Source organism: Streptomyces sp. NPDC091376, from assembly GCF_044757085.1.
Lineage (GTDB): Bacteria > Actinomycetota > Actinomycetes > Streptomycetales > Streptomycetaceae > Streptomyces > Streptomyces pratisoli.
In genome coordinates this window covers 1-22,482 of the sequence record NZ_JBIVUF010000025.1, presented here as the reverse complement: position 1 = coordinate 22,482, position 22,482 = coordinate 1, and the positions used below count along the sequence as shown (strand labels likewise).

Below are 22,482 nucleotides of genomic sequence, written 5' to 3'. Positions count from 1 at the left end.
CGGCTACTGCTGCGGTAGTTACGTTCCGGAAGGTGGGAGCGGTGCTTGGTATCCAACTGCCAGTAAGACGCCTGCAATAACCGGCGCTTAGAAGGTACGTGCTCCATCGTCGACTGAGCTAGGGGGCTGACTCGTGTAAACGCAGTGCTCCAGGCGCTCGCCCCTGGTACCTCTAGGGCGTATGTGGGACTGGGCGCCGATCCCAAGGAACCGCGAGATGCTCGTGCCCTCGATGGCCCGGAGATTGCTCCCCACACCATTTTCACAGGATCGAAGTCCCTTACGGGAAACAAATCTGTCTCTGCCCGGCGTTTTCGATCTCAGAGTCGAGGAAGGGAAGGTGTCGGGCCTGAGGTTGTTCCATACGACGACGATCGGTGTAACCGAGGTTTCGCCGTGTCTTGCTGAAGTCGAGGCGGACGTGCAGAGCCTCGTGGAGGCGCACATGGAGCCGCTGCTCGGCGTGCGGTTCCTGGCGAGTGAGTACGGCACCGGGCCGGTCCACGGAGGTCGGATCGACTCGATCGGGCTGGACGAGAACGGATCGCCCGTCATCGTCGAGTACAAGCGGGGCGTCGACTCGGGTGTCATCAACCAGGGCCTGTTCTACCTCAGCTGGCTGATGGATCACCGGGCGGAGTTCGAGCACCTGGTCCGCCACCGGCTCGGGGGCATGGCCGCGGCCCAGGTGCTGTGGAGCGGCCCGAGGCTGATCTGCGTCGCCGGCGACTTCACCCGCTACGACGTGCATGCGGTGCGCGAACACCGGCGCAGCATCGACCTGGTCCGCTACCGACTCTTCGGCAGCGACCTGTTCGGCCTTGAGACCGTTGCCTCGGTCAGCGGCCGGTCGCCAGTCACCCGACGCGTTCGTCGGCAGGTGGCCGGGCCTGGGGGTGGCGGCCAGAGCATGGCCCTGGTTGAGCTGGCGCAGGCGGTTGATGAGTCGCTGCTGGGGCTGGGCGACGGCGTGAACTATGTCCAGCGCAAGACGTACCGGGCGTACCAGCGCCTTCGGAACTTCGCCTGCGTGTGCCCGCCCCAGAGGACCAAGCTTCTCGTCTATCTCAAGGTCGACCCGAACCAGGTCGACCTCGTCGCTGGGTTCACCCGGGACGTGACGGGTCTCGGTCACCACGGCACGGGCGACCTGGAGGTGCAGCTGCGCACCCTCCGGGATGTGGAGCGCGCCCAGGAGCTGTTCCGCATGAGCTACGCGGCGGCGTGAAGCGCTAACGGGTCCTGGCCGATCACGTTTCCACGCGTCGATTCGATGGTCATCTCGGTGATGCCTCTCGACGTACGGGCAGGTAGTGGCGGTGGACCATCAATCATCCGCGGGATCGCCGGTTTGGCTGGCCGGCGATCCCGCGCTATGTTGCCCCGCCTGACGGGGCTCCGATGTCCTGCCTTTCGCCGCCATGATGAGCGCCGTGGTTGTCACTCTCGCCCTCGCTCACACTCCCGGTCGATGAATCACACCCTTCCGCCCAGCTCAGACCAGGCATTCGTCCAGGCGGAATCAGGCCCTCGCCTCCTCCCCTGAGAAGGGGCGAGAACCTCCTGCAGCACTGTCCGAATCCCGCCCTACTGCCATGCGGTGGACGCGGGTTAACTCAGACGTTCGCCCAGAGCTGGGTTGGAGAACTGAGGGGAGAGCTCGATGGCAGACAGGGCATCCACACAGGTGGCGGGGACCAGCCCCGCGCTGCTGATCGCGGTGGAGGAGCTGGCGACTGCGCATGACCGCAGCGAGTCCGAGCGGTCCGACATCACCAGCTCGCAGAACAGCGCGGGAGATGACGGCGACAACCGCGACCTGAACCTCCCGAAGGAGTAAGGGGAACCCATGGAGCACCGGCTCGTCAGCCACATCGAGAAGGCTCTTGGCTGGGACGGGCCGGGTTCCGTGGGATCCGCGTTCGCGCGCGGCCGTCTCACGGACCCGGAGCTGCCCGCACGGCTGTTGACCCCGCTCAGACTGCTGGACCTGATCAAGCGCCGCCATCTGGCCAATCCGCAGCTGCGCTGCTATGCCGAGGGCGAGGAAGTGCACCCGTCCACGTTCGTGTCTACCAACGTCAACCGGCGCAGGCAGGCCGTGAGCCAGGCGGACATGGCGGCCCTCGGACGAATCCTCAACGACGGCGGCACCGTGGTCCTGGATCACGTGGACTTCTTCGACTCGACGCTGGAAGTCGCCTGCCGGGCCCTGGGCTGGTGGTCCGGCGAACTCACCTCTGCCAACGCCTACCTCGCGGTGGGTGACACCGACGGATTCCATCTGCACTGGGACGACCACGAGGTCATCGCCGTGCAGCTTTCTGGCGAAAAGTCGTGGGAAGTACGCGGTCCCTCGCGGCCGGCGCCGATGTACCGCGACGCGGAGCGCAACCGCACGCCCTCCGAGGAAGTGCTGTGGAAGGGCACGATGCGGGCCGGGGACGTCATGCACATCCCACGAGGCTTCTGGCACACCGCGACCCGCCTCGGCTCGGGGAGTGGTGGACACTCCCTGCACGTGACGTTCGGGTTCACCAAACGGACCGGTGTCACCTGGGCCAACTTCCTCTCTGACGCCGCCCGCGCCGACGACGCGTTCCGTCACGACCTGGAGGGCGTGCAGGGCACCGCACACCAGGTGCTGACGGACAAGCTCAGCGCCCTGGCCGCCACCTACAGTCCAGAGCGATACCTGGACGAACTGCGGTCCAGCACCCCGCCCGCACGCCACATGCCGCACGTGGCCGCCTTCGGTCGGCCGGACGGAGTCGCGGCCGTCACCGAGTTCGCGCCCTCTATCGTCCGCTCCGGTGACACCGTCCAAGTGTGCGGTGGCGGTAAGCGGCTGACCTTCCACGAGCGTGCAGAACCGAGCCTGCGTGCGCTCCTGTCAGGTCACCCGGTCTACCTCGACGGTGCCCCCGACGACATCATCACTTTGGCCGACTTGTTGATCAAGGAGGGGCTGTGCGAACCGCTGACGGAACTATCGTCCTCGGGCTACACCGGTCTGGTCACGCCCGTGACCTACTCGAAGCTGCCGCCGACCTCGATGTAACACGCCTCGACACCGCGTCCAACTACCTGCGTCATCGCTCCCACGAGGTCCTGAAGACGACGGCAGGCGATCTTCTGCCGAAATTCTCGGTCTCCACCAAGGTCGGGTATTTCCCCGAGGGGCACAGCCTCGCTCCCGCCCGGCTCCGCGTAGCCGTCGAGCAAGCCATCAAGGACCTTGGGCGGGAGCCTGATCTGGTATTTCTGCACAACCCAGAGCACTCGGCACCCGACGCCGAGACGCTGGAACAGGCGTGCACGGTCCTGGCTGATGCAGCGCAGGCGGGGCTCTGCCGTTCCTGGGGCGTCTCGACCTGGGATCTGCGCTCGCTCATGGACTTCGACGTGCCAAGCCCTGATGTCCTCATGGTCCGAGCAGGGTTGCTGGTCGGGGTCGACGTCCTCGAAGCGGCCGAGGCCCTGGCGATGCGGTGGTGCCCGTCGCAGGTGTGGGGCATGAGCCCCTTCGGCGGAAGTACGGCCGAGGCGGTGTGGGAACGCTTCGATCCGAGGATCTTCCTGCGAGGCTCCCCGTCCGCCACGAAGATCCAGTCTGCCTTCCGTTCCTCGTACGCCCTCCCTCGGGTCGACGCGGTCGCGGTCGGCACAGACGACGTCGCCCATCTGCGGGAGCTGACCGAGGCCCTGGCGTACGAGGTCGACGAGAACGTGGTCCGGGAGTACAGGCAGCTCCTCAAAGCCCGTCAGCGCGCCTGAAGTTCCTGCAGCAGCTGCTCCGCCGTCTTCCTCGCGGGGACCAGGCGGGGGTCCTCGGGATCGGCGTAAGGGCCGAGGATCTTCGCGGCGACGAACAGGGTCATCAGCATGCCGTCCCGGCTCTCCAGATCCTCACGCCGCTCGCTGCGGACGCGGTCTGCCAGAGCTGGGACGGCGAGCGAGGCCCCCCACAGACTTGCCGCGTCCAGGCCGCGAGGGGCCATGCCCCAGTCCTCCCAGTCGAACACACAGAACACCGGCGCCGTGATATTCGCCCAGTTGAAATCTGCATGGGCCGGCCGCCATTCGGCTACGGCCGCATCGACACCCGGGAAGACGCTGTGGATCGTTCCCCTGACCAGGTCCTGAGTGAGGGTATCGGTATCCGGTGTCGCGATACGGTTTGTGTGCTGCGCGGCCAGGGCATCCAGCGAGGCGTTCAGCGCATTCCACCACCCCTCGGGCAGCTGTGGATCCTCCGCCACTACGGCGCTGTTCACTGGCGCCGCCGGCAGCATCTCCGTCTCGTCCGCTCGCCACATCACCGGCTCCGTGTCGTCCCGCCACGCGACGCCTGTGAGCCAGGCCGGTTTCGCGATCCCGCGAAGGGCCTCGGCGGACGCGGTGCCATCCCCTCCCTGGACCCCGATCCGATCGAGTCCGCGCCGCTCGATCCGCACCCACGTATTGCGGTCCGTACGCGCCCCCAGAGACCGGCGCTTGCGCACTACAGCCTCCCGGCTAAGGCGTACCTCCAGCGACCGTTCGACACGGTCCAGCACGGCTTCCACAGGCTCCTTGCGCAGGTCCACTGAACGCGGTGTCATGCGCCCGAACGTACCAAGTCCCAGCCACATCGCGAGGGAGATTCGGGGCGAGGCGTACAGGTGCAGCTGACGAGGAGATCGATCCCGTGCTGCCCTCTAGGTGAGGACGCGCCCCGAACGGGGACAGGTGCGATACCGGGCTTACGGGGCGCAGGGCTACCCGTCGGGCGGCATCAGCGACATAAGTCGCTCGTGTCCGGTTCAGAGACCGGGGCTGATCGTGCGCCCGGTCGTTGGCGGGGAGATAGCTGGCGGCGAGGGTCGGAGTCGGACGCTGTGGGGGCGCCTTGCGGTATTGGTGCGCCGGGTGCCGGTTCCGTGGGCGAGGGTCTCGGAGAGGTCGGCCAGCAGCGAACTCGGGGTGTGCGGGGACGCGGTGAGGGCCCAGGCGGGTCGGTCGAGACCTGGACCGGCCCAGACGGTCCAGGTGGCGAGGTTCTGGCTCGGATGCTGGGCGGCGACAGCGTCGAACTGGACGCCGGTGTCACCCGTGGGAGACGTCCACCGGATCCATCGCCCGTCCACAGTGTGCTTCCACCCGGCCTTACTCAGGGGCTGTGTGGCTGCGGCGACGGTCTTCTCGTCGACCTGTGCGCCGACGACCGTGTCCCAGCCGTCGCCGTCGGCGAGGTGGTCCAGCAGCCCTTGGAGCACCGGGGCGGGGGTAGCGCCGGTTGCGGTCAGCACCCACGTGCGATCGGAAACGGGAGTCTCGTAGGCGGCCACGGTCCAGGCGGTCTCGCGTGGGTGAGTTTCGTGGACACGCTCGATGCGCAGGGTCTGGGACTCGTGGATGGCGTGGGTCGTCTGGTCCGACCAGGTCCGCCACTTTTCCCAGTCGCCGTGTGCTGTGAAGAACGTGTCGAGGAGCGCGTCATGGTCGCCGGCATCGGCCAGGTAGGCCGGGACGGTCTCCGGTTCCGGGCGGGCTGTTTCTGGTTCGGCCGCGGTGCGGGCGAGAGAGGTTCGGGCTTCTGCGGCGGCGCGTTCGGTGTCAGTCAGGGGCGCCGGGCCGCGGCGCATGTCGGCCGCGTGGGCCTTCTCGAAGGCGAGCAGGGCCCCAGCGGGTGAGCCGAAGGTGTCGACGACCTGCCGCAGGTGGTCCTCGCCGTGGAGGTAGACAGACTTGCCGTTGCGGCCGAGGTAGGTGCCGACCGCGACGGTGGTGTGGCCGTCGTGGGCGTGGGCGTGGATGAGGAGCTGGCCGTGACGGATGTCGTCGTGGATCTTCTGGGCCGCGTTGGAGACCTCGCGGACCTCGCTGCGTGTGCACCAGGGCATCGGGTAGCTCGCCCAGGTCCATTCCTCGTCCATGGCTTCCCCGAGCCGGGGTGTGATCTCGACGGTGATCCCTCCAGCGGTCAGGTGATTGGCCGCCTCCTCGGCCCAGTAGGGCTCCTCGTGATCGATGCGGACCAGGACCAGGACCTTGTCGGCCACGGCGGTCCAGTCGGCTGCTTCCAGGCCCATGTGGGGAATGCGTGCCTGGGAGCCGGTCAGTACGGCGATGACGGCGCTGGGATGAGTGGGGTGGGTATCAAGGCGGACGTGCGCGTCTATGGGCTGGGCGGTGGTCACGTGGGGGTGTCGTCTCCTGTGCCGGTGGCCGGGCCTTCGGGCCCGGCCACCGGCGTATGCGGGGGGGCTATCGGGTGGCGCGAGCGGTGCGGGCGGCCGTGGTGGTCGGGGGGCCCGCGCGGGTGGTAGGCGCGGGGTGCGGGCGCTGCGGAAGAATCCGTCCGGTGGCGTGCTGCCAGCGGGTGCGGATGGCGCCGAGGTCGGCCAGGGACCGGCGGGCACCGACGACGAGTTGGAACGGTGTGTTCGCCGGGTCGCCGGCGTACGCCTCGATGCGACGGCCGACGTGGTCGGCGGTGGCCAGGAGGGAGCGCTGCAGTGTGCGTTCACCCCAGTGCTCGACGGAGCCGACCGGTTCGGCGAGAAGGCGGAGCACGTCGACGGGTTCGCTGCTGTGCTCAAGAAGGCCGCGCTGCTGGGCTTCCCACAGGACGGTGACGGGGTCGACGGGCTCGTGGCGGCGTTCGAGGGTGGTGAGGCACTGCCACAGGCCGGCGTGCAGCGGTTGGGTGAAGTCCTCGGAGAGCAGCCACCGTACGGACTCGATGCCCGCGGGGTGGGCGGTGGCGGTAGCGAGCAGCAACTGCTCCTCCTGCGCCGCCTCGGCATAGTCGGGTGCGATGGACGGCGGGGGTGGCGGGGTGCGGGGCAGGACGCCGGCGCGTGGCGGGAAGCGTGCTGCGATGTCGTCCACGACTGCGGCGAGCGTGTCGGCCTGGGCGAGCACCGTCTGGACGGGATGGGGGAGGGCGGCGTCGTGGACGGTCTGGAGAAGGTGCTCGGCGGCGGCTCGCAATCGCCGGCGGGCGTGTTCGGCCTCGACCATCCGAGCGTAGGCGGGTGCGTGGCGGGGCCAGGGGCAGACCTGGATGAGGGTGTGCAGATAGGAAGCGGTCAGTCCGCGTGCGTGCTCCCGGCCTGCCGCAAGTACCTGGTTGAGCCACGTAGTGTTCTTCGCGTGCTCGGCCGGGTCGGGCGGCGGCAGTGTGCTGATCGCGGCGAACAGGGCGGCGTGCGCGGCGGTCGAGAACGAGCCGGCGGAGACCCCGGTCACGTCGCCGAGACGGTGCGGATCGAGAAGAAGCGCGCCGAGGAGGGCCTGCTCGACGTGGAACACCGGCTGCGGCGCCGGGATCGTGTCGAAATCGTCCTCGTCCTCGGCGGGTTCGGGGCTGAGGGGCATCAGGCGGCCAGGGTGAAGTCGTTCGGGTCGAGGGTGACGCCGAGGTGCGGGGCGAGGAGGTGGCCGGCGAGCAACGGCGGGACCGCGTTGCCGATCTGCGAGAACTGCTGGCCCTTGTTCCCGGCCCACGGGTAATCGTCGGGGAAGGTCTGCAGGAGGCCGGCCTCGCGAGCGGTGATCCGGATCGGCTCGGGCACTGCCGGCGCGTCCGTGTCCTTCGTCGGCGCCGAGACCGGTGTGGCGACCCAGGTGCATTCGTTCGCGCGGTGCCCGAAGAACAGCGTGCCCGCCGGCTCTCCGATGGACCGGACAGTGGCGTTGGCCTGGTTGTTGCTGCGCAGAGACCACGACCAGCGATGCGCCTCGGCGGTGAACGTCGGCGCCGGCGCGGTGGCAGCACGGTTCTCGCGGGTGCCGTGCCGCGCCGCCCACCCCGCGCCTTCGCGGCGGGACTGAAGGACCACTCCGTCCGGTCGCGGCATCCAGGTTCCGCGCTCCCGGGCGTCGGAGAGCGTCTTGCGGGAGCCCGACGGGAACGGTTCGGGGCCACCACCGGGCCCGCCCCCGGCACAGACGGTGGGAACGGGCCGGTCGGTCGCCCCCCACCCCAGAGCTTCGGCCATGCTCACCCAGCGGGCACGTCCCGGACCGAACAGCGATTCGGGCTCGGCGACGCGGGCATGCGTCGGCGTGGGAGGCTGTGCTGTACGGACTCGCGAGGCAAGCAGGATCGCCCGCTTGCGCGTCTGCGGAACGCCGAAGTCGGCCGCGTTGAGGATCCCGTACCAGACCGATAACCCCCAGCCGCGCAGGATCGCTGAGTACTGCTTCCACAGCGGCAGGACGTCCGGCACCTCCTCCATGGCGACCCACTCGGGCTCGCCGACCGTGTTCAGAGCGTGGAGGTAGCGCATCGGCTCGGCCGCGAGCAGGGAGCGCTCGTCCCGGCAGGCGGCGAGGAGGCGCTCGCGAGTGTCGCGTCCGGCGGCGAGGTCCTCGACCGCCGCATGCACCAGCGGCTGGTCCACCAGGCCAAGACGTTTGCCGGCCATGCTCCACGCCTGGCACGGCGGAGAGGCGATCAGCCCGCGCGTCCGGCCGAGGAAGGGCCACGTCGGATACATCGCCACGTCGGTTCGGATCGTCAACTGCCCAGCGGCAGCACGGGTTCTGCAAGCCCACTCGTCCCACTCCAGCCCCACGTCACGCACGCCGAAGACACCCAGTGCCCTGCTCCAGCCGCCCGGCCCCGCGAAGAGGTCGAGTATCACGTGGCCAGCCCGAAGTCCTCCTGCGCCAGCGCGTCCGCATCCCCGCGGCACGCCCAGGGCGAGCAGCCGTCCGCGATACCCCGCTCCAACTCGTCCTCGTCGGGGAGCTCCTGCTGGAGGGCCGCCCACTCCGCGGCGGTGACGTGGTCGATCGGGGCCCGGCTGAGGGGGACGCGGGAGGGGTGCAGGAACGCTTCGCCATTGCCGCTGGCGTTGGCACGGGCATGCGGCGGGGGGATGCGGTCGGTGAAGTCCTCGTGTAGCCCGTGGGGGATCACTGGGCAGATCAGAACCCGTCCTCGCCGGTGCTCGACGAGGTAGAGCTCCAGGTCGTCCTCCCGCCGCAGGGTGATTCCGTTGCTGCGGAAGGAGATGGGCGGCCGGGCGTCCAGCAGCGTCCACACGCGGGATGTGTCAGCAAACTGGTCGGCGGCGCGGGGGTACTGGCGGTGGAGGGCCGTCCAGGTGCCGGGTAGACGGTTGGCGAGCTGAAGGGCGAACAGGTGGAAGGGGTGCAAGAGGTGTCCTCGGCGGGAGAGAAGGTCAGCGTGTCCGGCTTGCGGTGGCTTGCGGCGCCAACGCCGTACGCGGGGTGTGCGGGACGCTGAGGGGGCTGTGGTGGGGCCGGTCGTCCGCTGCACGGACTTCGTTTGTTCTTGTGCGGCGGCGAGGTCGCGGGTGATTCCGGTGGCGACGTAGTGGCTCCCGATCGCGCTCAGGTCGAGCTGGTGGGCGGCATCGGCGAGGTGGCCGGTTATGCGCGGTATGGCCTCGGCGTGGCGAGCGGTGCGTATCGCCTCGTCGTCTGCCGGGTAGCCGACGAACGGCGCGCCTTCGTACGGGTTGGCGTACAGCGCGCTGGCGAGGTCGTTGCCGGCCAGGGAGGAAGCGACCACGACCGAGGCCAGACACTCCAGGCTGGCGCGGCTGCCGGCGATGTCGGCGTACACGCCGCCGTCGAGCGCGCCCAGGCGTACGAGGGCGGTGGCCATCAGGTCCTGGACCTTGAGCAGGAGCGGGCTGATCCGGCGCAGCGCGTCGGTGCCCGGGGTGTAGGAGACGTCCCGGACGCGTGCGTGCAGGGCCTCGAACTCGCGAGCCAGGTCACGGAGTTGTTCTGCCTGTTCTGCAAGGTTGAGCGGAGGCATGGGGCGGTGTGCTCCGGGAGATCGGGTTAGAGATGGAGGCGCAGCGGGAGATTCGGTCGGTGACCAGCTGGGCGTGCCGCAGTGGCAGTGCGTGGGTGGCGTCGGGGACGGTCTCAAGCTGGGCGCCGGGCAGACAGGCGGCGAGACGACCGGTCTGCTCGGGCGGGATGTGGGCGTCGAGGCTTCCGGCCAGAAGGTGGACCCGGCCGCCGAGCTGCTGCAGCGGACTGGGGTCGGGCTGCTGGTTGGCGAGGTCGTGCCACAGGGCAGCGATGTCGCCGGTCGCCATGGTGTGCAGGCCCTGCCGGCACGGCAACGGCAGCGCACCGGACGTCGGCTGTGCGGGGGAGTGCAGGGCCCACCGGCTGGTGGTGGGAAGGCGCCGCCGGACCGCGTCGAGCAGGTACGGCGCGTGCGTGCACGCGGACTCGAGAAGGTTGCGGCCCAGTGTGAGCAAGGACTGGGTCGGACCGGTGCCCGTGCGGGTGCTGATGCCGCCGTACGGGGGCGAGATCAGCACCAGCCTGCGGATCCGGGGCGCAAGGTGGGGGTGGCGCGCGACGAGGCGCATGAGCGTCATCGCTCCCATGGAGTGGCCAGCGAGCACGAGCGGGCCGCGTGGCGCTGTCGTCTCAAGAACCTGGGCGAGGTCGTCGGCCAGCTGGTCGAGGCTCAGGGCGGCGGTCCCGCGGGTGGAGTAGCCGTGCCCGCGCTGGTCGTAGCGCACGACGCCCATCCCTTCACGGAGCAGGAGCGGTACGTGCGAGCGCCACAGGGCAGCGGTGACCGAGAGACCATGCACGAGCACTGCCGTCATGGGTGCTTGTGCAGGACCGTCGATGTAGGTGGCGAGCCGGGCACCATCCGGGAGCCGTATCGATCTCATGCTGCGGTCCCGAAGTCGGTCTGCCGCGGTGTGTGCTTGGCGACGGCCCGCTTGGTGATGCCGTCGGAGGCCCGCTTCGAGGCGGCGGTGAGTTCGGCGGCGCCGGGCTCCAGGTACCACGGGCGCAGGTCGAGCATCGCCGCGCGCATACCGGTGGCGAAACACAAGGCAGTGCCCTTGGGAAGGGCGCGGATCGCGTCTGCGGGCAGGATCCGCTCCTGCCGCATCGACACGGAGGTCGACTTGCCGGACTCGGAGTGCGAGGTGGAGGTCGTCTCGACGTCATGGTCGCCAATCAGCCGGGACAGCTTGTCGGCGAAGTCCGGGTCGTCGATACCGGAGCCGATCACCTTCACGGTGGAGGCGGACCACATGGCGTCCATGCCCGCATCCCCCCAGACCTTCTGGCCCTGGCGGTAGGACTGCAGGATCGTGATCGGGATGATCCCGCGGGAGCCGAGGTGGGAGTACAGGTCCGGCAGGTCGCTGATCTTGCACACGTTGGCGGCCTCGTCGAGGATCGCCAGCATCGGCGGATCCAGGCGTCCGCCAGCGCGCTCCGCCTGCGCGGTGGCGGCCCGCATCACGGAGTCCGCGCACGCGGCGATCAGCGCCGAGGCACCGCCGCCGCCATCCTTCGACAGCAGGTAGAGAGTGTCGGTGGAGGTGACGAACTGAGACGGGCGGAACTCGGGGACCTCCTTCTGCGGGGTGACCCACGCGGCGATCTCGCTGTTCAGCAGTGCGGCGGCGTACTGGCGGGCCGTCTCGTAAATGCCGTCCCGTGTCTCCGGCGGGCCTTCCACAGTGCCCTTGAGCTGCGCGGCGACCGCGGCGAAGCCGTGGTCGCGCAGGATGTCGAGCGGGGTGCGGTCGGCGGGGAAGGCCAGCCACTGCATGACGTCCGTGATCGGCCGGTCATCGAGGGCGGCGGCGAGGAAGAGCTGGGACAGGATGTTGCTGCCGGCCTTGGACCAGAAGTCGCCCTGTTGGCTCGCGTCCACGGAGGCGGCAAGGAAATGGCCGGCCAACCGGCCCGCCCCGTCCAGGGTCTTGGCGTCGGCGAGGGGATTCCACCACATCTCCCGAGCGGCGTGCGCGATCTGCTGCGGATCCATCGACCAGACCTGACCCACGGCCGCTCGGGCGTCGAGGGTGGCGGTATAGGCGTCACCGGCGGCCTTATTGGAGGTGAGCAGGACCGGGCCGGGGGCAGCGAGGATGGACGGGATCGCGAGGCTGGTGGTCTTGCCGGAGCGGGGCGCCATGATCGCGACGGCGACGTCCTCGTAGCCCATGCGGACCTCGTGACGGGTGCCTTGCAGGTTGCCGAGGAGGATGCCGGTGTCCTTGGCGTCGATGTGCTTGGCGGTCTTCAGGCTCGGGCGCAGGGAGCGGGCCTTGGCGGTGATCGCCTTAGCCATCAGCGGTTCGATGTCCCTGGCCTTGGCCATGCCGGTGATCTTCTTCCGGCCGCTGCTGCTGGTCTTGTGGCGGGACCACAGGACGGCGGTCGCGGCGCCGAGCGCGAGCAGGGCTGCGATCGGGACGATCCGGGCACCGATGAGCAGGGACGTTTCTCCCACCTGGGGCCAGAGCTGCTCAGGGTGGAGGAGGGCGGCGGTCGGCTGGTAAGGCGCCCAGTGGTCGACGGTCAGCCACGAGGTGATGTTGCCGGACAGCCAGGCGAGATGGGACAGCGGGAGGACGACGCCGAGCACTCCGAGAAGGAGACGGAAGACGATGTCGTACCCGTCGGAGGAACTGTTGGAGGAAGGTGGCAAAGGGCTACATGCTTCCGGGTGGGGGACGAAGGGGTTAGCGGCTGCGGCGGTTCTTGTCCGGTGACCGTCGCAGGGGGCTCGGACTCGCCGACGTGCTGGCGCGGCGGGCGGCGAGCGCGTGGACGCGTTCTTCCAGGGCCGAGGCGACCTGCACGGCGGGAACCTCCCGGCGCGTGCGGGTGACCGCGTCCGGGTTACGCGTCGGGAGACTGCGCATGCTGCCGGTGCGCAGCACAGGGTTCGGATCGGCGAGCGCGGTGGTGAACGCGGTGATCAGGTGCGGCGGAGTGTGCTCGCCGAAGCGGGCCTGCCACACCGGCTGCCGGTCCGGGCCGAGCGTGGCGGTGACAAACCAGGCGCCTGGTTCCTGCGCGCTGCCCAGGCGCTCGACGTACGCGGTGTCGTCGGGCGACACGAGGCCGTCGCCCCCGGTGGTGGGAGGCGACCAGGCGAGCCGCTGGAGCGGTTCGTACGGGTCGGCCTCGCCGGAGGCGGTCGCGGCGGGGTCGGTCAGGGCGTCGATGAATCCAGCGGTGATCTCGACCGGGGTGCGTGCGCCGAAGCTCGCGTACCAGGCGGGCCGGTCCGGCTGCTGGGCGTGATGGAGCGTCCACCACTGGCCGTCCGGGTCGGGCTCGAGCCGGAGGAGGGCCTTCTGGTCGGGGCTGGAGAGGATGACGCGCGGCATCAGGGGGTCGTGGCCGTAGCTCCAGCCGCAGGCCCGATGGAGAGGGACGGTGACCCAGGCGGGATCTCCGCCTCCGGCCAGGTGGCGAGGGGCGACGAAGTCGACATCGACGATCTCGGGGGGCTTCGGCATGGTCACCTCCGCACCGTGCTGGCCCGGCCGGACGCGGGGACCGTGGTCGCGGTCGGTGGCGGGGCCAGGGTCGAGGGGGCGTGGCGGGCAGCTGTGTTGATGTCGAGGACGGCCTGGCCGTGGGAGGCCCAGTCGTCGAGGTAGCTCCAGTCGAGGTGACGCAGCACCTCGCGATGTGCGGCGGGGGCGAGGGGAATGGTGGGGTGTCCTATCGGGATCAGCGGCGAGCGGTGGAACGGGTGGTGTTTTCCTTCGCCGGGGGCGTCACGGCCTCTGGCTGGCGCCGCACGCCGCGGGCCTGCCTGCGGATGCCGGCGAGTCGGGCGGCGTGTGCCTCGACGACCTGCTCCGGGGTGAGCGGGCTCGGCTTATGCACGGCGCCGTGGGCGGTGCGGTGGTACATGCCGCGCTGGAGCGGGGCGCGGTCAGCGAGCGTGGTGATGAAGGCGGTCACGAGGTGCTCCGGTGTGTTGCCGTCGCACCAGGCGTGCCAGATCCGGGGGCCCGCAGCGGAGGGTCCGGGGTGGTCCCGGACCTCGATGTGCCAGGACGTACGGTCTGGTTCGCGCCACGGCACGGTGCCGTCACCCTTCTCCGGTCGGCGCTCCACCCTGCACCCCGGTGGATCGGAGGCGGCGGCCCCACGGCCGTCGATGAGCCAGTCGGCAGCTTCCAGCCCCGGCAGGGGGTTGGCCGGCTCGGCGGGTGCAGGTGCGACGAGGGCATCGGTGAGGGCGGCGAGGACCTCGGCGGGGACGAGTTCGCCGAACTCGGCGTACCAGCCCGGCTCGCTGCCGGTGGGCTCGGCCCGCAGCCGCCACCACGCGGAGGTGGCCGGACTGCGGGTCGAACTGCAGGCTGTGCCGCTGATCGGGGCTGCGCAGGACGATCTCGGCGCTGAGCGGGTCGGAGGTGGGTCTCCATCCGGCGGCGGCCAGGCCATGGGTGACGTGGCGGGCGTCTCCGGGGCCGGCGAGGTGGCGGGGGCTGGTGTCGAACGGGATCCGCCAGGCGTGCTTGTCGGCGAAGGCAGCGAGCTGCCGTTCGCTCAGCGGCACTAGCCGCAGTCCGGCTCGGTGGCGACGGCGCTGCCGTACAGGCCCCGGAGGCCGTCCAGGACGTAATGGAGGGTGTGCTGGTCTGCCTGCTCCCATGCGGCGGTGCGCAGGTCCGTGATCAGGAGTCCGACCTCGAGGGTGCGCGGGGTGTCCGGATGGTCCTGCACGGCGCGGGCGAGGGCCCGCAAGGTGTCGGCGAGCTGGACGGGCAGGCCCGTGTACTCGTCGAGCAGAGGCTCGACGAGGGCGAGCGCCTCTTCGGGGTCAGGGCTCTCACGCAGGTAGTCGGTAAGAAGGGACAGGGTCTCGGTCGCCGTGCGGACCATGTCAGGGGTGAGTGCGGGCATCAAGCTCCTCGGTTCGTGGGGGGTGGGTGATCAGCGGTAGGTGCGGGCGCCACCAGCGTTGGCGTGGGGGCGGGCCGCGGTGCGGGGCCGGCTGCTCCGGGCGGCGTTGCGAGCCCAGGTGGCGGCGCGGGCAGCGGTGATCCGGGCCTGCTGCCAGGCGCCGAGCTCGGAGGGCAGCACGGACACGGACGTGGTGCGGATCTGGGCGCTCTGTGGAACTCGTCCGAGCGGCCGCATCACGGGTTCGGGGCTGGCGAGCGCGATCGAGAAGGCTTCCACCAGGTGCATCGGGGTGCTGGGGGCGAACTGGGCTGTCCAGCCGTTGCCTTGCTTGTCCTTCGCCCCGGACCACCACATCGCCTCGCCGTCAGGGCCCTGGTGGAACTGCATCCAGGCGCTGCCGTCGGGGCTGGTCGCGGTCACGTGCTCGGCGTTGGGCGGACGGTCCCACCCGTGCTCCCGCAAAGGTGCCCACACGTTGGGGGCGTGCGCGGAGCGGGGCCGGGTGAGGGCGTCGGTGAGACCGGCGACGATCTCCACCGGCGTTTGCCGCCCGAGGACTGCCCACCACTGCTCTTGATGTCCGCTCGCGGCACCGTGGATCGTCCACCCGCCGGGCAGCACGAAGGGGTCGTAGGTGATACGGACCGCGCGGTCCGGGCTTTCCATGGCGAGAGGACCGCCGGCCTTGGACTTGTCCCGCCAACCTGAAGCGCGCAGGAACTCGGAGACGTGCCGGAGGTCACCGCCGCCGGCGAGGGCGCGGGGCTCGACAAGGTAGTGCTGCTGCGCCTGCTCGCCCGCCCCCCAGCCCTGCCACTGCTTCCTCTTCACCGGCGCCGCCGTACGACGAGTGGAGCAGGGGCCGGCGGCTTCGCCGGTGCGGTCTCGGGCCGGTTGCCGGCGTGCTGGAGGATCTCTCGGTGTTCGTCCAGGTCCCCGCCGATGGCGTCGAGTTCGTTCGTGGCCCGCCCCAGTGCGAGCCACACCTCAGCGGGCAGGGCGCCGCGCTCGGCCTGGACCTTGGCGAAGGTGCTGCTGACGGAGACGAGGTGGGTGACGCCGGCGAGGACGCCGTCCGCGGGATCAACAACGCGTGCGATGACCTGCGTTGCTTCATGCGGGGGGAGTATCGCGAGGTGGTCGCCGAGCTGGCCGAGCTGGCGGGCGATCTCGTCGGCCAGCCGCACCGGGTATGGGTTGGAGTGGGGCATGCTCCTCCAGGACGGGGGTCGGTTTCAGTGGTGGTGGCGGTGGCCGATCCGCCGGGCTTCGCCGGGGACGGCTTCGGGACGGGCAGGTGCCGGCGGGGAGGGGCGGTGGGGGCTGGTGGTGATGCAGGCGCGTAGGTAGCGGCGGAACAGGGCGGTGGCGAGGCGCGGTGTGAGGCGGTGGCTGATCGGCGGGGGCTTGCGGGGTGTTACTGGGTTCTCCGATAAGGCTGTCGGTGCAGGGCGGGCGGCCCCGAGCATGGAGCCGGGGCCGCCCGACGGGCGTTATGGGGTACGCCGGGACGGTGTGGGGCGCGAGGCGGAGGCAGCCCGTGGCGGCTGCTGTCTGACGGGGCGCGGCTTCTTGGCGCGGATCTCGCGCACGGCCTGCTGGTAGGCGGTTTCGTCGAGCAGGTCGGGGTCGATGTTGACCTTGTATCCGGCCATCAGCAGCGTCGGGACCGCCCGGCTCGCCAGGTGCTTCTGCTCCTCGGCACCGAGGTGGTCGGGCACGGTGTGCCAGATGTACAGGGGCGTGCCGAGGGGGTACTCGTGGCGTTCCATCCCGAGCTGTTCCAGCAAGTCGTGGAGCTTGGCCGGGGCGCCGGTGGGAGTGGCGGCATGGATGGTGGTGGTCAACGCTTTGACGTAGATCTCGACGTCGGTGCCGTAATCATCGGCACGATTGCCCATGGGCGGTTCTCCAGTTCATCGGCGTCGGGGTGCGGGGGCGGACGGCTGCCTCGCGGGGCTCGGCGGCGGTGTTGTGGCTGTCGACCGCTCGGGAGCCCGCGCGGCGTGATTGCGGGCGGCGAGGATCCGGTGGGCGGCGCGCGATAGCGCGCTGGCGGTGTTGCCGAGGTCGGCGACGGGGTCGGGGTCGGGGTCTGCGCTCTCGGCGTCCGGGGCAGGGGACAAGGCGATCCAGGCCCTGACGACAACGTCCCGGGTGAGCGGCAGCAGGCCGCTGGCCGGCCCGGCGATCTCGGTCAGGACCTCGGCGACCTCGGTGCTGCTCTCAGCGCGGGAGGCCCGCTCGGCGAGCTGGGCGAGGTAGCGCAGAGCCGCGTCGCGTTCGCCATTCGGCGCGGTCAGCGCGTTCAGGGCGGGGTCGAGGTGGACGCTGTGACCGGCGCAGAGCAGGGCGTGCGATGCTGCGGTGGCCTTCAGGCGCTGCTGCTCGATCGGGAGGCCGTGGGGAAGACGGTGGTAGTCCCCGCGGGGGCCGGGAGTGGTCAGGACGCCACCGGTGCGCTGGAGAATGTCCGCCGCCCGCTCGGTCCCGCCGATCGCGACGACCAGCCCGGTGCGTGGGTCCTTGGTGATGGTGACGTACTCCAGCACCAGGAAGTCGGGCTCCCCTGGCTTCATCGAGCTCTGGAGGCCGACGTCCGTGTGGCGGCCGGGGCTGGCGGCAGGACGGCACTGGGGGCGGTCCGAGCTGCGGGGTGCTGGAGCGCCGTGCCGATGCCGAGCGCGTCGAGCTGTGGGCCGATCGCGCGCAGGGCGCGGGCCTGGGCCCTGGTGTCGTCTGCGCCGAGGCGGTAGATACCGGTCTGCGGATCCTGGATGAAGCCGTGAGCAGCCAGGACGGCGCCGGCTGCGTCACCGACGGGCGCGGCGGCAACGCTGCCGTCCTGCTGCCAGGTCAGGACGACCCGATCCGGCTGGGACGGCTGGATGCCGCCGAGGGCGTTGTGCCGGACCTGGGCGAGCGCGGCTTCGTAGCGGGCGAGCAGGTCGCCGGCGACCTGCTCGGCGCCCAGGAACGGATCGTCCGCGAGCGCGATGCCGTTGGGCTCGGGTACGGCGCGGTACGCCTCGTCGGGCAGTGCGCGCGGGGCGACGGCGACAATGAGGAATCCGTCGCGTTCGTCGTGCCGTTCCAGGACGACGAGCTGGGCTCCGTCCGGGCGGCTCAGGACGGCTGCCTGCTGGAGTGGGTGCTCAGGGAGTGACGCGGCGACGAGGTCCAGGTCCCAGATGCGGTCGGACAGTTCGGCGAGGTCGTCCTTGTGCTCGGGAGGGTGGTAGGAGCTCGTCCAGGTGCCCGGGAGTTCGCCGGCGAGGACGTCGGCGTACGAGGCGAGGCGCTCGGAGTTGGCGTGATCGTGCATGGTGTCCTTGGGCGAGATGGGGTCAGCGGCGCAGGCTGGCGGCCACGGGAGGTGGTGGCGGGGCCGGCGCGGTGCGCGGTGGTGGCGGGCAGGCGCAGACGGCGGAGCGCTCGCGCTCAGTGGCGGGGACCTCTTCGGCGCAGATGCTGCGGCCGGGGTGCGGGACGTGCCGGTCGGCGAGGGCGTTACGGGTGTCGGAGAGGTCGCTACGGATGGCTTGGAGACGCTCGTCGGCGAGGTAGCGCAGACGGCGGGCGATGTGCGGGTCGGCCGCGTCGCCAAGGCCGTCGTGGAACTCGGCGGTGGCGATGAGGACTTCTTCGAGGGCGGCGAGGATGCCGTCGTGGGAGGCGGTCAGTTCGGTGAGTGCGCCGGCCGCATCCCAGGTGGTGGTGGCTTCGCGGATGCGCTGGGCGAGATGGGCGACGGTGGCGCCCAGCGGCAGATCGTGGACCGGTCGGCGGTCGGTGTCGAAGTCCTCGTCGCAGTCGACGTGGTATCCGACGGCCCGAAGCCGGGCGACCGCTTCGATCCCGAGGCGGGTGTCGTCGCCCTCGATGAGGTTGGTGGGGGCGCGGTGGTAGGTCTCGTGGACGCGGACCACCGGGACGAAGCCCGTACGCTGCAGGACGCTGTGGGCCTCGGGGTCTCCGCCGCGGGCGAGGACCTCCTCGGAGTGCGGGTCGCGGCGGACGGTCAGGAATCGGTCGGCCAGGGGCAAAGAGACGTTTCTCCTACGGTGATCGCCGTGCGGCTGCCGTGATGGTGGGCAGTGCCGGGAAGGCTGTGCGTGGCCGGGTGGGTGCGTTCAGGTGGTCGCGGTGGTGTCGAGGTCCTGCTGGATGCCGTAGAGGCGGCGGGCGATCAGCTCCAGGCAGTGCGCCGTGGCGGTGCTGGCGGCATCGGGCTGGTGGGCGATGCGGTGGGCGGTGTGTTCGACGAGTCCGCGCACTGTGGCCAACGGGCCGGTCTGCTCGTCGGCGAGCTGCGAGAGGATGGCCGCGAGCTGGGCTGATGCTGTGGAGGCGGGCCGGGCGAGGGCTGGCGGCCTTGGAGTGCTTCGTACGGGCATCAGGCGCAGGTCCTGCTCGATGCGGCGGGACTCGGCCGAGAGGCGTCGCAGGACCTCGGCAGGTTGCGTGTGCCAGGAGCCGTCGAGGCGGATCAGGTTGGCGATCAGGTCGAGGCGTCCGGGCTGGGCCTGGACGGCGATCCACCGGCAGTCGTTCGGCTCGCCGGGGACTTCGATGCCTGCGGCGCGGGCCAGCCGGTGGGCGGCTTCGGCCCATTCGGGGCCGGTCAGCTCACGGTCGTCGGGGTGGAGCCGGACGTCGAGGTGGAAGATCGCGCGCCGGTCGCCGTTCACGCTGGCGGCGAACGGGTGCTCCATGAGCGGGACTTCGAGGTGCTCAGCCCACTGGAGGGACGTCCAGATCTTCTGCTCGTCGTCCAAGGTGTAGTAGTCGAGGCGCGGCCAGTGGGCGACGACGGTGTGCTCGGTCAGCCCCTCGTCCGGCGACACCGGACGTCCCAGCGCCTCGGTGAGCACGTCGTTCGGCGTGTGGGTCCGCTCGTGGAGACGGGGAATCACCGGCTGCTCCGGGCGTCGGCTATGTGCACCAACTGGTTGAGGGCGGTGGTGGTGTACCAACCGCAGTCGATCAGGGCGTTGTCGTCGGTGTACTTCGGCAGAAGGGCATCTTCCATGGCCCGGAGATGGATCAGACAGTCCGGGCAGCGACGCGAGAGGTGCACGAGGTAGCGAGGGTGGGCGGTGATGTACGACTGCGCGCCGCCGGTCGCATCGCGCAGCCGCCATCCGTCCACGTCGGTCGGGGTGTGCCAGGACGGGGCGACCACGCGCATGGCGTCACCCCACAGTTCTCCGCCGGCGACCCCCTTCAGGACGACGACCGTGTCGCCGGCCTGGAAGTGCTGGTGCGTGATGTCCCGATCCGGGGTGAGCGGGTCGGGTGTCGGAGCGAACACCGGTGTGGGCGGGGGCTGGGACATGCGGTTCCTTTCCACGCGAGGCGGGTGGCGGTGGGAGGAACAATGGTCCGGAGGATCGCCGGTTTGGCTAACCGGCGATCGTCGGCTATGTTGCGACGCGATCAACCGGATCGGCAGCGCAACTGACGGCATCTGACGAACCGTTGGTACGAGAGGCGGCGTCCGCAATTCGCTGACGCGATTGACCTTGTACCAGGCTGCCGCACGTTGTCAGTGCTGCCCGCTAAGTTCCTCCCGAACACGGGGGGTGCCTTGGGCCGGAAGAAGCAGGACATGTGGATCAGGCTGATGGTGCTGTTCACCAACATGGGGCGTTGCGTCTACTGCGACGCTGCCGAGTCAGCGGAGATCGATCACGTCGTCCCGGTAACGCATGCCGGGTGGGACCACTGGGTCAACATGGTCCCGGCCTGTGGGCCGTGCAATCAGGGCAAGAGCGACAAGGGGTTGCTGGCGTGGGTTGCTCAGCTGACGTATCAGCGCTACGGCGCGGAAGCCAGTACGTGGCCGCACGGGGACAAGGGCCTCTGGTGGATGCGGGAAAGGATCGAGCGCGCATTCGATGAGGTCACGGCGCGCATTGAGGACGTCAAGTCGGAGCTGGACGACAAGGAGCGCCGCGACTGGTTCTTTGACCGTTATTGGTTCCTCGGGAAGAACGATCCGGTCTATCTCTGGCGTGCCTGGGCTTCGACCCGCGTGGAGAAGGCCCGCGAGGAGGGCTGGCCGAAGCCGCCCCCGCCACCGCGCATGAGGGTCATACGAACCCGCCTGGGGCAGGTGATGGAACCGATTCCGGAGGACGAGACAGCGTGACGGTGGCCCCCCTACGAAGGGGGCCTGTCTGACGCACGACCCCGGCCGTGCACTGACGGCTGGTCATCGGAACGGGTTCTCCGTCCCGCGGTCGTCCTCGCCGGCGGCGTCGAGGAGTTCGAGCAGGTCGGTGCCCTCCGCATCACGCTGGTCGATCCACCATCCGGCGCGGGTGATGGAGCGGGCCTTCTCCTCCAGCTCCGCCCAGTCCGCCTCGTCCCAAGGCCCCTCGTCGACCAGTGCGGTGTGAGCGGAGGTCATGAGCTGGTGGCGGGACCGCTCGCCCCAGGCCAGGGCCTTCTCCGGGCCCTCCAGTTGCGGCATGTCGAACTTTTCCGCCCATTCGACGGCAGCCTGCTGCTCTTCGGCGCGCTTGGCGGCGAGCCACTCCTTCGTGGACTCCGTGTCGGCGTCGCGAGCTGCCTTCCAGCAGTCGGTGCAGTCCCGGCCGGCGAGCCAGCGGGCGAATCCGGCGCGCTTGTCGGCGGGACGGTTGGACAGGTCATGGACGACCTCGTGGGAGCAGGAGTGCTCGACAGTCCACTGCGTACGGACAGCCATAGATGAATCTCCTCAAATGGGTATGAATGTCAGAGGCTTGCGGGGTTGTTCTGGGCGGCCTCGTGCCGGCCTCGGGGTGGGCGGCGGTGTCGACCGGCCCGGGAGAAACGTCCAGCCGGGCCGAGGTGCGGGCGCGCGGCGAGCAGGACGGTGAGGGCGAACGCGGCGCCGGCGGCGGGGAGCGCGGCGCTGGCGAAGGGGTGCTCGGCGAGGCGTCCGGCGAGGGCGGTGCCGGCGGACTGGCCGGCACCGATGGACAGGATCAGCCACGCGTACGCCTCGCTCGTGCGGGCCGCGGCGGTGAGGGCGTCGGTGGTGACGTAGGCGCAGGCGACCACGACGGTGAGGAAGGCGCCGGGCACGATGACCGCGCAGGCGGCCGCGTACGGTCCCAGGAGGGCGAGAAGTGGGAGCCACCCGGCCAGGAACGCGGCCCCGGCAGTGATCATTCGGTCGGTGGTGGTGCTGGTCCAGGTGCGGCGTCCGTAGACGAGGCCCCCCAGGAAGCTGCCGGTCGAGAATGCGGCGGGCAGGATCCCGGACAGCATGTCCTCGTCGTGGTGCTCGGCCATGGCGATCGACCACACGTTCATGGATCCGCTCGCGAACCCGATGCCGGTGAGAGAGACGAAGAGCAGCACCAGGCCGGGGCTGGTCAGCCGCCGTCCTGGCCCGCCGTCCGTGCTCGTCGGCTGCGCGGGACGCCAGCGCCGGGAAGGCGGTGCGCTCGCGACGGTGGCGGTGCCGACGAGACCGAGGGCGGCGGTGACGGCGAGAGCGAGGGACGGGCTGTGCGCGGAGGCGAGCGCGGCGGCGAGCAGGGGGCCGACGATGTACAGCAGGCCCTGCGTGCCGGTGTCGAGGGCGAGCGCGGCGTGCCGCAGTCGGCGATTGGGCAGCACACTCGGCCACAGCGCCCGCAGCCCGGCCTCCAGGGGCGGCGTGGTCAGGCCGGCTGCGACGACCACCGCCGTGGCGAGGGCCGGACTTAGGCCGTGTCCTATGTGGTGAGGCGGACGAGTCGCTTGTAGCAGCACAGAGCGGCGGCGAGGCCGAGAAAGGCCAGGTAGTTGCGGGGATGGCGT

General features: G+C 70.3%; 26 protein-coding genes. 5 read left to right on the top strand and 21 right to left on the bottom strand.

Going from position 1 to position 22,482, the window contains the following annotated elements; genetic code table 11:
• The first annotated feature begins 340 nt into the window (after positions 1 to 340).
• The 4 genes from ACIQMR_RS34190 to ACIQMR_RS34175 all read left to right on the top strand — a co-directional run bounded on the left by ACIQMR_RS34190 (position 341) and on the right by ACIQMR_RS34175 (position 3,777).
• Positions 341 to 1,228, top strand: coding sequence for a DUF5655 domain-containing protein (locus tag ACIQMR_RS34190; RefSeq protein ID WP_401395900.1), 888 nt, complete (start codon positions 341 to 343; stop codon positions 1,226 to 1,228).
• A 435-nt stretch (positions 1,229 to 1,663) separates the two neighbouring features.
• Positions 1,664 to 1,840 (top strand): hypothetical protein, encoded by a 177-nt coding sequence (locus ACIQMR_RS34185; RefSeq protein WP_185923492.1) that lies wholly within the window; start codon positions 1,664 to 1,666, stop codon positions 1,838 to 1,840.
• Between the two features lie 9 nt (positions 1,841 to 1,849).
• Positions 1,850 to 3,061 (top strand): JmjC domain-containing protein, encoded by a 1,212-nt coding sequence (locus ACIQMR_RS34180; protein WP_401395816.1) that lies wholly within the window; start codon positions 1,850 to 1,852, stop codon positions 3,059 to 3,061.
• On the top strand, positions 2,971 to 3,777 hold the full coding sequence (locus ACIQMR_RS34175; RefSeq protein WP_401395813.1) for an aldo/keto reductase: 807 nt from the start codon (positions 2,971 to 2,973) through the stop codon (positions 3,775 to 3,777). The genes ACIQMR_RS34180 and ACIQMR_RS34175 overlap by 91 nt, the downstream gene beginning before the upstream one ends.
• Here the strand turns inward: ACIQMR_RS34175 and ACIQMR_RS34170 are convergent.
• The 19 genes from ACIQMR_RS34170 to ACIQMR_RS34080 form a co-directional block, all read right to left on the bottom strand.
• Complete coding sequence (locus ACIQMR_RS34170; RefSeq protein WP_401395810.1) at positions 3,765 to 4,604, bottom strand: hypothetical protein; 840 nt, start codon at positions 4,602 to 4,604, stop codon at positions 3,765 to 3,767. The two genes, ACIQMR_RS34175 and ACIQMR_RS34170, sit on opposite strands and share 13 nt — an antisense overlap.
• A 201-nt stretch (positions 4,605 to 4,805) precedes the next feature.
• Positions 4,806 to 6,182, bottom strand: a complete 1,377-nt coding sequence (locus tag ACIQMR_RS34165; RefSeq protein WP_401395807.1) for a DUF317 domain-containing protein — start codon at positions 6,180 to 6,182, stop codon at positions 4,806 to 4,808.
• Positions 6,183 to 6,249: 67 nt separating this feature from the next.
• Positions 6,250 to 7,365, bottom strand: a complete 1,116-nt coding sequence (locus ACIQMR_RS34160) for a DnaB-like helicase N-terminal domain-containing protein (protein ID WP_401395804.1) — start codon at positions 7,363 to 7,365, stop codon at positions 6,250 to 6,252.
• On the bottom strand, positions 7,365 to 8,636 hold the full coding sequence (locus tag ACIQMR_RS34155; protein WP_401395801.1) for a DNA cytosine methyltransferase: 1,272 nt from the start codon (positions 8,634 to 8,636) through the stop codon (positions 7,365 to 7,367). Before ACIQMR_RS34155 ends, ACIQMR_RS34160 begins: the two co-directional genes overlap by 1 nt.
• Positions 8,633 to 9,784 carry a hypothetical protein gene (locus tag ACIQMR_RS34150; protein WP_401395798.1) on the bottom strand — a complete coding sequence of 384 codons (1,152 nt, stop codon included), beginning with the start codon at positions 9,782 to 9,784 and terminating at the stop codon, positions 8,633 to 8,635. The genes ACIQMR_RS34155 and ACIQMR_RS34150 overlap by 4 nt, the downstream gene beginning before the upstream one ends.
• Entirely contained in the window at positions 9,741 to 10,670 is a 930-nt protein-coding gene (locus ACIQMR_RS34145) for an alpha/beta fold hydrolase (RefSeq protein WP_401395795.1), read from the bottom strand. Before ACIQMR_RS34145 ends, ACIQMR_RS34150 begins: the two co-directional genes overlap by 44 nt.
• A complete protein-coding gene (locus ACIQMR_RS34140; RefSeq protein ID WP_401395792.1) occupies positions 10,667 to 12,454 on the bottom strand; it encodes a type IV secretory system conjugative DNA transfer family protein in 1,788 nt (595 codons plus the stop codon). Before ACIQMR_RS34140 ends, ACIQMR_RS34145 begins: the two co-directional genes overlap by 4 nt.
• Positions 12,455 to 12,488: 34 nt before the next feature.
• Positions 12,489 to 13,274, bottom strand: a complete 786-nt coding sequence (locus ACIQMR_RS34135; protein ID WP_401395789.1) for a DUF317 domain-containing protein — start codon at positions 13,272 to 13,274, stop codon at positions 12,489 to 12,491.
• 2 nt (positions 13,275 to 13,276) lie between these two features.
• Positions 13,277 to 13,441, bottom strand: coding sequence for a hypothetical protein (locus ACIQMR_RS34130; RefSeq protein WP_401395787.1), 165 nt, complete (start codon positions 13,439 to 13,441; stop codon positions 13,277 to 13,279).
• A 50-nt stretch (positions 13,442 to 13,491) separates the two neighbouring features.
• Positions 13,492 to 14,217 (bottom strand): DUF317 domain-containing protein, encoded by a 726-nt coding sequence (locus tag ACIQMR_RS34125; protein ID WP_401395784.1) that lies wholly within the window; start codon positions 14,215 to 14,217, stop codon positions 13,492 to 13,494.
• A gap of 114 nt (positions 14,218 to 14,331) precedes the next feature.
• Positions 14,332 to 14,679 (bottom strand): hypothetical protein, encoded by a 348-nt coding sequence (locus ACIQMR_RS34120; protein WP_401395781.1) that lies wholly within the window; start codon positions 14,677 to 14,679, stop codon positions 14,332 to 14,334.
• Between the two features lie 30 nt (positions 14,680 to 14,709).
• Positions 14,710 to 15,513 carry a DUF317 domain-containing protein gene (locus ACIQMR_RS34115; RefSeq protein ID WP_401395778.1) on the bottom strand — a complete coding sequence of 268 codons (804 nt, stop codon included), beginning with the start codon at positions 15,511 to 15,513 and terminating at the stop codon, positions 14,710 to 14,712.
• On the bottom strand, positions 15,510 to 15,893 hold the full coding sequence (locus ACIQMR_RS34110) for a hypothetical protein (RefSeq protein WP_391955307.1): 384 nt from the start codon (positions 15,891 to 15,893) through the stop codon (positions 15,510 to 15,512). Before ACIQMR_RS34110 ends, ACIQMR_RS34115 begins: the two co-directional genes overlap by 4 nt.
• 282 nt (positions 15,894 to 16,175) lie before the next feature.
• Positions 16,176 to 16,583 (bottom strand): hypothetical protein, encoded by a 408-nt coding sequence (locus tag ACIQMR_RS34105; RefSeq protein ID WP_401395776.1) that lies wholly within the window; start codon positions 16,581 to 16,583, stop codon positions 16,176 to 16,178.
• Positions 16,584 to 16,598: 15 nt separating this feature from the next.
• Complete coding sequence (locus tag ACIQMR_RS34100) at positions 16,599 to 17,261, bottom strand: hypothetical protein (RefSeq protein ID WP_401395773.1); 663 nt, start codon at positions 17,259 to 17,261, stop codon at positions 16,599 to 16,601.
• Positions 17,258 to 18,007, bottom strand: a complete 750-nt coding sequence (locus tag ACIQMR_RS34095) for a hypothetical protein (RefSeq protein WP_401395770.1) — start codon at positions 18,005 to 18,007, stop codon at positions 17,258 to 17,260. The genes ACIQMR_RS34100 and ACIQMR_RS34095 overlap by 4 nt, the downstream gene beginning before the upstream one ends.
• Positions 18,008 to 18,029: 22 nt before the next feature.
• The gene (locus tag ACIQMR_RS34090; RefSeq protein WP_401395767.1) at positions 18,030 to 18,728 is read right to left on the bottom strand and encodes a hypothetical protein; all 699 of its coding nucleotides are present in this window, start codon (positions 18,726 to 18,728) and stop codon (positions 18,030 to 18,032) included.
• A gap of 87 nt (positions 18,729 to 18,815) precedes the next feature.
• The gene (locus tag ACIQMR_RS34085) at positions 18,816 to 19,598 is read right to left on the bottom strand and encodes a relaxase/mobilization nuclease (protein WP_401395764.1); all 783 of its coding nucleotides are present in this window, start codon (positions 19,596 to 19,598) and stop codon (positions 18,816 to 18,818) included.
• On the bottom strand, positions 19,595 to 20,020 hold the full coding sequence (locus ACIQMR_RS34080) for a hypothetical protein (RefSeq protein ID WP_030958056.1): 426 nt from the start codon (positions 20,018 to 20,020) through the stop codon (positions 19,595 to 19,597). The genes ACIQMR_RS34085 and ACIQMR_RS34080 overlap by 4 nt, the downstream gene beginning before the upstream one ends.
• Positions 20,021 to 20,308: 288 nt before the next feature.
• On the opposite strand from ACIQMR_RS34080, the gene ACIQMR_RS34075 reads away from it, so the two are divergent.
• On the top strand, positions 20,309 to 20,836 hold the full coding sequence (locus ACIQMR_RS34075; protein ID WP_401395761.1) for an HNH endonuclease: 528 nt from the start codon (positions 20,309 to 20,311) through the stop codon (positions 20,834 to 20,836).
• A 63-nt stretch (positions 20,837 to 20,899) separates the two neighbouring features.
• Here the strand turns inward: ACIQMR_RS34075 and ACIQMR_RS34070 are convergent, their stop codons facing one another.
• Together ACIQMR_RS34070 and ACIQMR_RS34065 are read right to left on the bottom strand one after the other, a co-directional pair.
• Positions 20,900 to 21,397 (bottom strand): hypothetical protein, encoded by a 498-nt coding sequence (locus ACIQMR_RS34070; RefSeq protein ID WP_401395758.1) that lies wholly within the window; start codon positions 21,395 to 21,397, stop codon positions 20,900 to 20,902.
• A 29-nt stretch (positions 21,398 to 21,426) separates the two neighbouring features.
• Positions 21,427 to 22,365: an MFS transporter gene (locus ACIQMR_RS34065; RefSeq protein ID WP_401395755.1), complete on the bottom strand. Its 939-nt coding sequence runs from the start codon at positions 22,363 to 22,365 to the stop codon at positions 21,427 to 21,429.
• Positions 22,366 to 22,482: the final 117 nt, after the last annotated feature.

What these genes read in the sequence shown, in the direction of transcription:
- ACIQMR_RS34185 (WP_185923492.1), top strand. Translation starts at nt 1,664, where the DNA reads ATGGCAGACAGGGCATCCACACAGGTGGCGGGGACCAGCCCCGCGCTG.
- ACIQMR_RS34180 (WP_401395816.1), top strand. Translation starts at nt 1,850, where the DNA reads ATGGAGCACCGGCTCGTCAGCCACATCGAGAAGGCTCTTGGCTGGGAC.
- ACIQMR_RS34170 (WP_401395810.1), bottom strand. Translation starts at nt 4,604, where the DNA reads ATGACACCGCGTTCAGTGGACCTGCGCAAGGAGCCTGTGGAAGCCGTG.
- ACIQMR_RS34160 (WP_401395804.1), bottom strand. Translation starts at nt 7,365, where the DNA reads ATGCCCCTCAGCCCCGAACCCGCCGAGGACGAGGACGATTTCGACACG.
- ACIQMR_RS34150 (WP_401395798.1), bottom strand. Translation starts at nt 9,784, where the DNA reads ATGCCTCCGCTCAACCTTGCAGAACAGGCAGAACAACTCCGTGACCTG.
- ACIQMR_RS34145 (WP_401395795.1), bottom strand. Translation starts at nt 10,670, where the DNA reads ATGAGATCGATACGGCTCCCGGATGGTGCCCGGCTCGCCACCTACATC.
- ACIQMR_RS34135 (WP_401395789.1), bottom strand. Translation starts at nt 13,274, where the DNA reads ATGCCGAAGCCCCCCGAGATCGTCGATGTCGACTTCGTCGCCCCTCGC.
- ACIQMR_RS34125 (WP_401395784.1), bottom strand. Translation starts at nt 14,217, where the DNA reads ATGGCCTGGCCGCCGCCGGATGGAGACCCACCTCCGACCCGCTCAGCG.
- ACIQMR_RS34120 (WP_401395781.1), bottom strand. Translation starts at nt 14,679, where the DNA reads ATGCCCGCACTCACCCCTGACATGGTCCGCACGGCGACCGAGACCCTG.
- ACIQMR_RS34110 (WP_391955307.1), bottom strand. Translation starts at nt 15,893, where the DNA reads ATGCCCCACTCCAACCCATACCCGGTGCGGCTGGCCGACGAGATCGCC.
- ACIQMR_RS34105 (WP_401395776.1), bottom strand. Translation starts at nt 16,583, where the DNA reads ATGGGCAATCGTGCCGATGATTACGGCACCGACGTCGAGATCTACGTC.
- ACIQMR_RS34100 (WP_401395773.1), bottom strand. Translation starts at nt 17,261, where the DNA reads ATGAAGCCAGGGGAGCCCGACTTCCTGGTGCTGGAGTACGTCACCATC.
- ACIQMR_RS34095 (WP_401395770.1), bottom strand. Translation starts at nt 18,007, where the DNA reads ATGCACGATCACGCCAACTCCGAGCGCCTCGCCTCGTACGCCGACGTC.
- ACIQMR_RS34080 (WP_030958056.1), bottom strand. Translation starts at nt 20,020, where the DNA reads ATGTCCCAGCCCCCGCCCACACCGGTGTTCGCTCCGACACCCGACCCG.
- ACIQMR_RS34075 (WP_401395761.1), top strand. Translation starts at nt 20,309, where the DNA reads ATGGTGCTGTTCACCAACATGGGGCGTTGCGTCTACTGCGACGCTGCC.
- ACIQMR_RS34070 (WP_401395758.1), bottom strand. Translation starts at nt 21,397, where the DNA reads ATGGCTGTCCGTACGCAGTGGACTGTCGAGCACTCCTGCTCCCACGAG.